General features: G+C 43.2%; 9 protein-coding genes. 7 read left to right on the top strand and 2 right to left on the bottom strand.

Annotation, left to right across the window (positions count from 1 at the left end):
- From GVV58_RS03135 to GVV58_RS03125, 3 genes are all read left to right on the top strand, one after another.
- On the top strand, positions 1-4524 hold the full coding sequence (locus GVV58_RS03135; protein ID WP_159515993.1) for a translocation/assembly module TamB domain-containing protein: 4524 nt from the start codon (positions 1-3) through the stop codon (positions 4522-4524).
- Positions 4525-4860: 336 nt separating this feature from the next.
- Positions 4861-5061 (top strand): hypothetical protein, encoded by a 201-nt coding sequence (locus GVV58_RS03130; protein ID WP_005097200.1) that lies wholly within the window; start codon positions 4861-4863, stop codon positions 5059-5061.
- A gap of 313 nt (positions 5062-5374) precedes the next feature.
- The gene (locus GVV58_RS03125) at positions 5375-5578 is read left to right on the top strand and encodes a hypothetical protein (RefSeq protein ID WP_005097198.1); all 204 of its coding nucleotides are present in this window, start codon (positions 5375-5377) and stop codon (positions 5576-5578) included.
- A gap of 88 nt (positions 5579-5666) precedes the next feature.
- Here the strand turns inward: GVV58_RS03125 and xseB are convergent, their stop codons facing one another.
- Both xseB and xseA read right to left on the bottom strand, forming a co-directional pair.
- Positions 5667-5861 (bottom strand): exodeoxyribonuclease VII small subunit, encoded by a 195-nt coding sequence (gene xseB, locus GVV58_RS03120; RefSeq protein ID WP_005170556.1) that lies wholly within the window; start codon positions 5859-5861, stop codon positions 5667-5669.
- On the bottom strand, positions 5851-7122 hold the full coding sequence (gene xseA / locus GVV58_RS03115) for an exodeoxyribonuclease VII large subunit (RefSeq protein ID WP_074383211.1): 1272 nt from the start codon (positions 7120-7122) through the stop codon (positions 5851-5853). The genes xseB and xseA overlap by 11 nt, the downstream gene beginning before the upstream one ends.
- Positions 7123-7487: 365 nt before the next feature.
- Here xseA and GVV58_RS03110 point away from each other — a divergent pair, with 365 nt between their 5' ends.
- From GVV58_RS03110 to GVV58_RS03095, 4 genes are all read left to right on the top strand, one after another.
- Positions 7488-7922, top strand: a complete 435-nt coding sequence (locus GVV58_RS03110; RefSeq protein ID WP_100329581.1) for an I78 family peptidase inhibitor — start codon at positions 7488-7490, stop codon at positions 7920-7922.
- Positions 7923-8036: 114 nt separating this feature from the next.
- Positions 8037-8396, top strand: coding sequence for a hypothetical protein (locus GVV58_RS03105; RefSeq protein ID WP_005097193.1), 360 nt, complete (start codon positions 8037-8039; stop codon positions 8394-8396).
- Positions 8397-8610: 214 nt separating this feature from the next.
- Positions 8611-8880 carry a hypothetical protein gene (locus tag GVV58_RS03100; protein ID WP_005097192.1) on the top strand — a complete coding sequence of 90 codons (270 nt, stop codon included), beginning with the start codon at positions 8611-8613 and terminating at the stop codon, positions 8878-8880.
- A gap of 297 nt (positions 8881-9177) precedes the next feature.
- Positions 9178-11817, top strand: coding sequence for a bifunctional aconitate hydratase 2/2-methylisocitrate dehydratase (locus GVV58_RS03095; RefSeq protein WP_074383209.1), 2640 nt, complete (start codon positions 9178-9180; stop codon positions 11815-11817).
- Positions 11818-12074: the final 257 nt, after the last annotated feature.

Here is a 12074-nt window from a genome sequence, read left to right as displayed (position 1 = left end):
ATGGTCGAGAACCAACCACAGCCAGAACAACAACCACAAGATAGCGTTGTGCCGAAAAAGCGCCGTATATTGAGAAGTATCCTGTTGTCGGTACTTTTCTCACTCATTTTCCTGCTCTCTGTGCTGGCGCTGCTGTTTTCGACCAATCAGGGCAGTAAGTTCCTGCTAGATCAGGTATTACAACGCCAGCAAATTATTCATTATGAATATGAAGGCGGAAATTTATGGCGTGGAATTATTCTTAAAAATGTGCTGGTCAGCCTGAAACCGGTCGATGTCAAAATTGATCGTGCTGATGTAAAACTGGGCTGGCGGGCGATCATCAAAAAAGAAATTCATCTGAATGAAGCAGATGTCCGTAACCTGCAAATTATTAATAAAACTCCGTCTAGCAGCGAACCTTTCAAGTTCAATGCCATCCGTTTGCCTTTTGTGCTGCGCGTCGATCATCTGCTCCTTGATCATCTGGTGATTAAAACCCAAACCACGGCAGTTGATTTTTATAATATCGAATTAAATGATGCGCTCTGGTCTGGTACCGAATTAAACTTTGAAGATTCCCGCATGGATATGGGTTATCTCTCGGTGCGTGAAGCGACGGGTAAAATGCAGTTTGAAGGCAAATATCCACTGGATGCCCGCGCAATCGTCAATCTGCCTTCTTTAAGAGACAGCTTGAATATTCATGATATTCAGGTTCGGGCGCGTGGCACGCTGGATACGATTCAGGCAGGCGTAGCGACCAATACACCCGATTTATTAACCGGTTGGGCCATCGTACATCCAATGCGGCCCCAGGTGCCGATGCGTGGCGAGTTAAAATTTAAGGATTATAACTGGCCGATTCTGACTGAGCAGAAACTGTTTACGAAAGACGGGATTGCCGAGTTCAATGGAGATATCGATCGCCTGGACTTGAACGTCCGTACCGACCTGATCGGTGAAAATATTCCACAAGGCCAGTATAACGCGGTGATGTATACCGATCTGGTCAATCAGCTCAATATTACCGATCTGAATGGCCAGCTGATGAAAGGTGCGGTTAGCCTTGCCGGGACAGTGGGCTGGAACGAACAGGTAAGCTGGGATCTGAACGGACGATTAAACGGAATTGATCCTAAGCATGAACGTATCCCGCAAGTCGTACAAGACTTTTTACCACCTAGCCTGGATGGCAATATTGCCTCAAAAGGCAATCTGGAAAATGGCCTGCATCTGACGGCGCTGGTAGATTTTGACCGTTATGAAACTTGGAATATCAAACTGGATCAGAATCCGGTTAAAGACAATAAAGCACAACCGATTCTTCTGGATGTTGCCTGGCAAAATATCGACCGCGCCGTACCCTATGTCGGCTGGCTCAGCAGTCAGTCTGGCGATGTGAAACTGGCACTGGTCGAAGGCCAGCAGAATATTCATGTGGCAACCAAAGTCGAACAGCACGAACAAGGTCTTCTGCCAGCAGGCATGTATCAGGCCAAACTGGATCTGAAAAATAATATTCTAAATGTGCCGAGCTTCAATTATAGCGCCAATGCACAGGCAGGTAGCTTAAGCGGTCATGCGCGAATTGAACTGCCACAAGAAAAACGCCAGTTGAAATGGACTGCATTATTAAACGCCAAGGACTTAAATACCCGAAGTCTGGCTGCGGCTTCACCGATAGACCGTTTAAATGGCCAGATCAAGGCCAATGGCTATGCACAACCCAATCAGCAGATTATTAAACTGTCTAATGTAGACCTGACTGGGCGCCTGGCAGAACAGAACGAAACAGTACGTCTGACCGGTAACAGTACCATTGCTTTATTATTCCATAATGAAAAAGCCGGCGGTGGTTTTAGAGGCTATGCAGTCAATTATGATGGGGCTTTAAATGCCAGTCAGTTGCAAGCCAGTCAGGGAATCCTGAAACTGCGTGTTTCAGGTACACCAGAAGTATTGAGAGTCAATGAATTGCGTCATGATGGTATCGCTGGCAAGATTAATGCCAATGGTCTGGTGAATCTGGCAAATGGTATTGACTGGGATATTAACGCTTCATTAATCCGCTTTAAGCCGCAATATTTTAATGCCAACCTGAAAGGCGAGTTGTCGGGCAATGTAAAAACCCAAGGGGTTTGGTCAGATGCCTTAAAACGCATTCAGATCCAGCGTTTGAATCTGGCCGGTATGTTAAATAACAAGCCGGTACGAGGCACAGGTAATTTATCAGTCATTATTAATTCAAATCAGCGTGGTTTTGTTCCAGAGCAGTTTGAAGCCAATAACCTGTTCCTGTCTTATGCCAGCAACCAGATTCAGGCCACCGGCAATGCGCAGAATCTGCAACTCAAAGTCAACGCACCAGCATTGTATGAGTTATATCCGGGCTTAAGAGGTCGTGCGCAGGGCTATATCAATATGCAGGCGCAGCCACGTTTGCAGGCTTCGGCAAATCTTTCGATTGATAATTTTGCCTTTAAAAACCTGATGAGTGTGCAAAAAATTCGTGTCCGCGGGCAGTTGCCGACCTCGCAGACCACAGCAACCTTATTAACTGCCACAATGGATCGCTTGCGTAGCGGTTCACGGGAAATTGTACGCGGGGAAATATCACTTGCCGGTACTCGTGCGGCGCATATCCTTAAAGTTCAGGCAGAAAATAAACTGTCAAAATTCTTTGTGCAGCTGGCCGGTGGCTTTAATGCACAAAATAACTGGCTGGGTCAGATTCAAAAAGGTGATTTTGACTCTTTGCGTGCTCATTTAGTACAGCGTCAAAATGCGGCAGTGATTTATAATGCGGCCCAGTCTGATCTGTTTGTCGGTGCACATTGCTGGATGAGTCAGCAAAGCCAGTTGTGTTTTGATCAACCGATTCGGGTCAATAAAACCCGTGGCAGCGTATCCTTTGTGACCCAAAACCTGGATCTGGATGATTTCAGTGCATTCCTGCCTGAAGGGCTGGCATTGACCGGTAAAGTGAACGGTTATGCCAAGGCAGCCTGGGCGCAAGGTGCTAAACCAAAAATCGATGCGCGTCTGGTCACCCGAAGTGGTGTGGTCGGCTTATCTTCGGAAGACCCGGATTATTTAGGTTCTACCCTAAAATATGATGAAGTGGGTCTGGTGGCAAAAAGTGTCGCAGAAGGCTTACAAGTTCGACTGGATGTAAAAACTCCGGATATCGGGACAGGGTATGCCAATGTCATTATTGATCCATATCGGGACAGTAAACCGATGCGTGGCGAAATTGCCTTTAATCAGGTACAGCTTAAAGTCTTTAAACCCTTTATTCAGGACATCCGTAATCTGGATGGCACCTTGTCCTATGCCGGAAAAGTGAGTGGAACCTTAACTGATCCTTTGCTGGAAGGTGAGGTTCGAGTCAAAGATGCTTCGATCAGCATGATCTCCTTGCCGGTGAATCTGACCAATGTGCAGTTGTATTCATCGATACGTCAGAATTCTGCCAGTATTAATGGTGCATTTAACAGTGGTCGTGGCGTGGGTAAATTGACCGGTTCAGTCGACTGGAAAGGTGATCCGCGAGTGCAGTTAAAACTGCAAGGTGAAAATCTGCTGATTCGTCAGGCACCTTTAATTACTGCCGTGGTTACGCCCGATTTAACTTTGGACATGTATCCATTCAATAAAAAGCTGAGTCTAAGTGGTACGGTTGATGTGCCACGTGCACTAATTTCTATGCCTGAAGCCTCAGAACCTGTGGTTGGACTTTCTTCAGATGTACGTGTCGTGCGTGAAGGTGATGACCAGCTGGCTATTCTCAAATCTGCCCGTCCTTGGGATATTCGGGCTGATGTGGCGGTTTCTCTGGGCAATCAAGTGATATTCCAGGGCTTTGATAGCCGTATTCCGCTATTGGGCCGGGTCAATCTGTCACAGCGGGGTCTGGAAACTGCGATGCGTGCCAATGGTGCGATCGGGGTATCACAGCGGGTGAAAATCGAAGCTTATGGTCAGAGTCTGGATCTGAACCGTGCCATTGCCCGTTTTAATGGTGAGTTGACCAATCCGACGCTGGATGTTGATGCCAATAAGTCGGTTCAGGGAAGTACGGTCGGGGTACGGGTGACGGGCACTGCTTCAAGTCCAAATATTCAGATTTATAATGATGCTGGCTTGTCAGAGCAGGAAGCTTTAAATGCCTTGATTACTGGTCGTATCAACGAAGGTGCATCCGGTTTAAGTCAGGCTGAAGGATTCAGATCTGATGTGAATAATACCATTGCCGCAGCAGGTATCAGTCTGGGCCTGGGTGGAACCCGCGCGCTCACCAACCAGATTGGACGGACTTTTGGCTTGAGTGGTTTGGCACTAGATGCACAAGGGACAGGGGATGATACCCAGGTGTCGGTGACCGGCTATATTACCCCTGATTTATATCTTCGTTATGGTGTTGGGGTGTTTACCCCGGTGAACAAGCTGACTTTACGTTATCAGGTGAATCAGCGTCTTTACTTGGAAGCGAGTCAGTCCTTAGAACGTGCAATTGACTTGTTCTATAACTGGCGTTTCTAATCATAAGGACAGATAAATATTTTTTAAATGATTGCTAGATTTCATTAGATATCTTTAACTGATCAAAAAATGTTCAATTTATTCATATTTAAATAGATGCTGAAAATACCCTCATCCTTCTGGGATGAGAAGCACTGCTTCGCAAGAGGATGAGGGTATTTTATTTATAATGATTAAAAAATGACTTATCAAAGAACGCTAGTATCTATTGATATGTATCTGGCTTGAAAACCGCAATATAGACCCGGTTACACAAATGATCATGCTTGACCCTTGAATGAAACGATCAAATGTTTGAGCATGATATTTTCTGGGTTATAGAAGTGATGGATCGCCATGATAGATGAAGAAAAGCCGTTAAACTTCGATGATGACAATGAGCCTCAAGATTTCGAAGATGAAGAGTTTATCGATGATAAGAAAGAGGATGAGCTGTACAACACGATTACCAAAGATGGTTCAAGTGTTGATCCTGCAGATGATGGCACGCGGCATATTCGCCCTGAAGATGGTAATCCCATAGAAGTTGAAGAGTAAAGAAAAAAGTCCAATTCAATATTGGGCTTTTTATGTTCGTGATTTTCTTTGTCATGAAGTACAGTGCTTTGGGTATACACCTGTAGAAGCAATGAATATCAGAATTTAAGCGCAATGGGCTGCAAAAAAGTTGTGAAATATGGCTGAAATTATGTTTCTGTTACATCCTTAAGAAAAATGAATGAAGCAATAAATCAGCGCTAAAATATAAAAAATCAATCAAATCAGATCATAATAAATTGAAAATCAATAAAGCCTTAATAAAATTAGGTGTATATTGAAAGTACAATTTCACTCATCAGAGTATGTTCGCATGGCGACTAAATTTATAATCCGTTTTGCAATGATTCTATTCGCTGTACTTATTTTGACTGCGCTTTCGATTCAATTTTTCTTTGATCCAGAAGTGACTGTGGTTTTATGGATCTTCGCTGTACCCTTTATTCTGGGGGTGCCAATTTTAGCCTCTGTCGTATTGGCAAGTAATGAGGAACTGGATATTCATAGCGTAAATTAAATTGAAAAAAGCCCTCATTTTTTGAGGGTTTTTTATGATATAAAGATGCTTAAATAGCCTAAGCTAATCAACTAGAGTCATTCAATCACTAATCTTTAAATGTGTCATTTAGCGCACTTTGCACCGCTTCAACACGTGCCTTGCAGGCTTTATAGGCGCTCATGGATTCTTCCACGATTTTCATCAGATTATCAATGTCCGGTTCTTGCTGAGATTCGAGCAATTCCGCATTCTTTTTCAAGATGTCATAGCCTTGCTGGAAGCTTAAAGTATCATGAGTCATGGGGAAGTACCTGTATAAGTTGTGCTGAAAAAATGCCATCCTGCAGTTCTACCTGAACCGGATCGCTGGGCTGAATCTGGTTGATAGAACCCACCACATGTTCTTGCTGACGTACGATGGCATAACCTTTCGATAAAACATGTCGTGGGTTTTGCAATAGCGTTTCCCGCATCAGGGCATCTAGCTGCTGATTGATTAGTTGGGTATGTTGCTGAGCCAGACTGGAGGTATTGGCCTTGATCTGTTGCAGACGTTGCAGGGCATCCATAATTTGGCTGTTGGCCAGACTTTGAATGAGTTTTAAGAATTGATCATTCTGATTTTGGTAGGCCTGAATTTGCTGTTGAGATAAACGCTGAATCCGCTGTAAATAATTCAAGACATCTTGTGTGAGTTCGACTATATGATTGCGAATTCCGGCGATGACTTTACTCGGAGTATCAAAGGAGCGATGCGCAATCTCATCCAGAATGGTGTGGTCTTTTTCATGTCCGATGCCCACCCAAATCGGAACCGAGCGTTTACAGAGCAGGGCAGCCAGATCATAATCATTTAAATAAGCCAGATCATTGACTGCTCCGCCACCCCGAATAATGACGATTAAATCTGGCGCAGTGTCATAGGTTTTCGCCCATTGTTTCAGAGCTTGTGCCAGACTCTGCATAATGCTTTGCGGGGCAGAATTTCCCTGAAAAGTCGCAGTGTGATAGATAAACTCGCAAACTTGCGCACGATGTAGTGCATCGGCATCTTTTCTGAAATCTCCGAGACCTGCTGCGTTTTCGGGAGCAATCACTAAAATTCGGTTCAAATCAAAAGGGCTGGGCAGGTTTCTATTACGCTGAATCAGCCCTTCAGCGCTTAGCCTGTCAATAATCTGCTGATAACGCCGGGCAATATCACCCAAGGTATAACCCGAGTCAATCTCGACGATATTTAAAGAAAAACCATATTGTGGATCAAAATTGGCTTTGACTTTAATCAGAACTTTGAGATCACGACTTAATTCAATCCCGCTTTCACGTTCAAATTGAGTGACAATTTTCTGGGCGCTAAATTTCCAGATGGTGGCTCGGCAACTGGCAATGACCTGATCGCTATCAGCCTCTTTTTCTGCCAGTTCCAGATAATAATGACCTGCTTTGATACTAAGGTTACGAATCTCAGCTTTGACCCATACCGGCGTATCGAAAGTGAGTTTGACCACTTCCTGAACTGTCGCAAGATATTCCTTGAGGGAGAGTTGGAGATCGTCTGTCATGCCAGTAGAAAGTTTAAAATTCAATCAAATAGTAAATCAATCTGGCAAAGATCACAAATCTAAAAATGCAGTTATTTAAACTTTATGTAATGACATTGTGTTGATAATGGAATGAAGAATTACTTAATTGAGAACGCTAAATTAGTATTCGTCTCAATTTAAACAGATTCCACGCATCTCTAGCTTCAGCAATCAAATAGTTGGCAAGATAGCAATACTGAATTTAGCAATACTGAATTTAGCAATACTTTTATTCTTAAACTTTATTGAAGGTGTTTGATTAACAATGTACACAGACTTGTGCCTAGAAAAGGTATGGAAATATGCTAAATTAGTGCAGAATTATTGAAGAAGAATACACGCTCATGAAAAAAACAATGCTGTTCGGTTTGCTGGCGGTTGCTTTAAGCGCCTGTACCACTACACCACAATCAGAAACGGAAGCGCCCAAAATAGGTATGCCAAATCCGGCGAGCACTTATTGTGTCAATCAGGGTGGCAAGCTTGAAATACGTAATGAAAGTAATGGCCAGGTTGGATATTGTCATTTAAAGAATGGACAGGTGGTAGAAGAATGGGAGTTGCTGCATATGAACCAGCCTAAATGTATTACCGATCAGGCGATGACATTGGTTGGTCAGTCCAACCTGACTGAAGCGCAAATCAAACAGAAAACCCAGGCGCAGATTGTACGTATGGTCGAGCCGGGCCAAGCAGTCACCATGGATTATCGTGAAGAGCGTGTGACAGTAACTGTAGATCCTGCCAGCAAAAAAATTCTTCAGGCTTCATGCGGTTAATCATTTAAAAAACAAAAGCCCATTGATGGGCTTTTTTAAATTTAGAGTCATACTGGCATTTTAAATGACAAATCTTCCCCGATCTTTTATATTGCCCCTCGGAAGGAGAAACTCATGAAAAAGTTATTGGCTTTATCGTTTATGCTGGCTCTGGCCGGTTGTGCCGAGAAGAAACCCTTAACCCCTGAAGAGCAGTGGCAAGGTTATTGTCGAAGTGTGGGAAATGCCGCGCGAACCATTATGCTGGATCGTCAGAATGCGATTGAGAAAGAGAAAGCAATCGAGCATGCCCTCAAGATCGATGATGAAACCACCAAAGGTTTTATTCTGAACATTATTGATGAAGTCTACGCACTTCCAGCCGAAGAGATTAAGGCAGATGTAAAAGCAGCCCGTGAAAAAGTCCGCGCTGAGTTTACTGAAAAATGTATTGCCACGCCGCATGATGAATTACCAGATTACAAACCGTTCTAGGGAACGGTTTTTTAATGGCTGAATCAGGCATAGCAACATCTCTTTAAAAAAAGTATCAACCCGAATAAAAGACAAAAAAACCTCTACTTAATAATAAAAAAATAGCCTAAGCAAAATGTACACTTTGTGACAATTTCTAAATCTAAAATATAGAAATACTTATCTTTATATTGAATAATGAATTTAACTCCAATTACCCGAGGAGTAACACAATATGCAAGTCGTCAGATATTTACATCATTCTGATCTGCTCTTAGAAGATGAACATGGTGTAGTCATTATTGCTGGTAGTCGCTATGTCCTGAGCGTAGGCGACAAAGTATTTTTAAAGAAGGTGCTAGAACAAGAAAAAAAGCTGTATCAGGTGGATATTTCCTTTGCCAGCAATAATCACAGCACGATGTGTGAAGATGAATGCGTGGTGAAATTCAAAGGCTGCCGGGATTCATATCAGCAATATTTAAACTCGACCACTGTACACTAAGGTGGAGTATCTTTTTAACTTCAAATCAGGCAACATCATGGTTGCCTTTTTTATGCATTAAATTCAGTTAAAAGGGCCTGCTCATAGGCTTGTTTCTTGAGATCTGATCTAAAAGTGATTATTGAATAATCATTAAGAGCATCATTTAGTTATAAAATAACGAGCATCACAAAGAAACACTTGAGTTGCATTAACTTTTAACTGGAAATTTAGTAAAATTTCGGAGTCCATATTATTTGTGAAGCTTGGAATAAGCAGGAATTCATAAGTAATTTTTTAAAAAAGAGGAATAACACTGTGCTAGAAGCTTACCGCCAACACGTTGAAGAACGTGCCGCACTCGGAGTCCCACCGAAGCCACTTGACGATGCCCAAACCGCTGCATTAGTTGAACTACTAGTTAACCCGCCAGCTGGTGAAGAAGCATACTTGGTAGATTTGCTTGAAAACCGTGTACCAGCAGGTGTTGACCAAGCTGCATATGTAAAAGCTGCGTTCCTGGCTGCATTGGCAAAAGGCGAAGCAACCTCTCCACTTATTTCTAAAGAACGTGCGGTTTACTTGCTAGGTACTATGCTTGGTGGTTATAACGTAGCGCCTTTAGTTGAACTTTTAGACAACGCTGAACTTTCTGAGCTTGCTGCTGAAGCGCTTAAGAAAACGCTTCTTGTATTTGATGCATTCCACGATGTCGCTGATAAAGCAAAAGCGGGTAACGCAAATGCACAAGCTGTTATGCAGTCTTGGGCTGATGCTGAATGGTTTACTTCACGTCCAGACGTTCCTGAAGAAATCAAACTGACAGTTTTCAAAGTCACTGGTGAAACGAATACTGATGACTTGTCACCTGCACAAGACGCTTGGAGCCGCCCGGACATTCCATTGCACGCAAATGCAATGTTGAAAAACGTACGTGACGGAATCAACCCGGAAGTTCCTGGTGAAGTTGGTCCATTAAACCAAATCAAAGAATTGATCGCGAAAGGCAACCAAGTTGCTTACGTAGGTGACGTTGTTGGTACAGGTTCATCTCGTAAATCTGCAACCAACTCTGTGCTTTGGTTCTTTGGTGATGACATTGCTCACATCCCGAACAAAAAAGACGGTGGTTACTGCCTAGGTTCTAAAATTGCGCCAATTTTCTTCAACACGATGGAAGATGCGGGTGCATTACCGATCGAGATCGATGTTGGCAACATGAACATGGGCGATGAAATCGTTCTTAAAATCGATCATGCTGCTGCGAAAGTTTCTGCATCTAAAGACGGTGCTGTAATTGCTGAAGCTGATCTTAAAACACCTGTACTTCTAGACGAAGTTCGTGCTGGCGGTCGTATTAACCTGATCGTTGGTCGTGGTTTGACCACTAAAGCACGTGAAGCTTTAGGTCTTCCAGTATCTACGTTGTTCCGTACTCCGGTTCAACCTGCTGCAACTGGCAAAGGCTTCACTCAAGCACAGAAAATGGTTGGTCGCGCTTGTGGTCTTCCTGAAGGTCAAGGCGTACTTCCAGGTACTTACTGTGAACCTAAGATGACCACTGTTGGTTCGCAAGATACCACTGGTCCAATGACGCGTGACGAATTGAAAGACTTGGCTTGCCTAGGTTTCTCTGCTGACCTTGTTATGCAGTCTTTCTGTCATACCGCTGCGTATCCAAAGCCAGTTGACGTTCAAATGCAACACTCGCTTCCTGATTTCATCATGAACCGTGGTGGTGTGTCTTTACGTCCAGGTGATGGTATTATCCACTCTTGGTTAAACCGTATGCTTCTTCCGGATACTGTGGGTACTGGTGGTGACTCGCATACTCGTTTCCCAATCGGTATTTCGTTCCCGGCGGGTTCTGGTCTAGTAGCTTTTGCTGCAGCAACTGGTGTTATGCCACTTGATATGCCTGAATCTGTACTTGTGAAGTTCAAAGGTAAAATGCAGCCTGGTATCACACTACGTGACCTGGTACATGCAATTCCTTACTACGCAATTCAAGCGGGTGACTTAACTGTAGAGAAGAAAGGTAAGAAAAACATCTTCTCTGGTCGTATCCTTGAGATCGATTTGACAGAAATGGAAACTGACCTGACTGTTGAGCAAGCATTCGAATTGTCTGATGCTTCTGCTGAACGTTCAGCTGCTGGTTGTTCGATCACGCTTTCTGAAGAGAAAGTTGCTGAATACCTTCGTTCAAACATCACTATGCTTAAGTGGATGATTTCTGAAGGTTATGGCGATGCGCGTACGATGGCTCGTCGTGTTGAGAACATGGAAAAATGGTTAGCGAATCCATCACTTCTTAAAGCTGATGCGGATGCTGAATACACGAAAGTGTATGAAATCGATCTAGCTGACATTAAAGAACCTGTTCTTTGCTGCCCGAACGATCCAGATGATGCAAAACTTCTTTCTGACGTTCAAGGCGTGAAAATTGACGAAGTATTCGTTGGTTCTTGTATGACAAACATTGGTCACTTCCGTGCGACTGGTAAATTGTTAGAGAAAGTTCCAGGTGGTGCATTGTCAACTCGTTTGTGGATTGCTCCGCCAACGCGTATGGACGAACATCAGTTGATGGAAGAAGGTTTCTATAATATTTATGGTAAAGCTGGTGCGCGTACTGAAATGCCAGGTTGTTCATTATGTATGGGTAACCAGGCACGTGTAGCTCCGAACACAACTTGTGTATCGACGTCTACACGTAACTTCCCGAACCGTTTAGGTCAGGGGGCTAACGTTTACTTGGCTTCTGCTGAACTTGCATCTGTTGCTGCTGTATTGGGTAAATTACCAACTCCAGAAGAATACCAACAATATGCAGCTCAAATTGATAGTATGTCAGCTGACATCTATCAATACTTAAGCTTCGACAAGATGAGCGAATATACTAACGCTGCTGCGAATGTTGATACGAAGAAAATTGCTGCTGCTCAATTGACTTAATGAGCTAGGATTAAGAAAAGCCGAAAGGCTTTTCCCTAGCGCAAGAGCAAATCTATGATTTGCTTTGTTAATTAAGTAATAAGCGGTATAAAATAAGGGCTGATTTGTCAGCCCTTATTTTTTTTATGAAAATAAGAAATTAAAATTAGAACTCAAAAATTAGGTATGGAAAATAATAGAGAATTTTTTAAATATGATGAGGCCTTAGAGTCATTAATAAATAAAAAATTAATACGTGATATTGGTAATAAGGGGGA

Origin of the sequence: Acinetobacter sp. 18QD2AZ41W (genome assembly GCF_009829025.1) — a bacterium.
Classification (GTDB): Bacteria; Pseudomonadota; Gammaproteobacteria; order Pseudomonadales; family Moraxellaceae; genus Acinetobacter; species Acinetobacter pseudolwoffii.
This window is presented reverse-complemented; position numbering and strand designations above follow the sequence as displayed.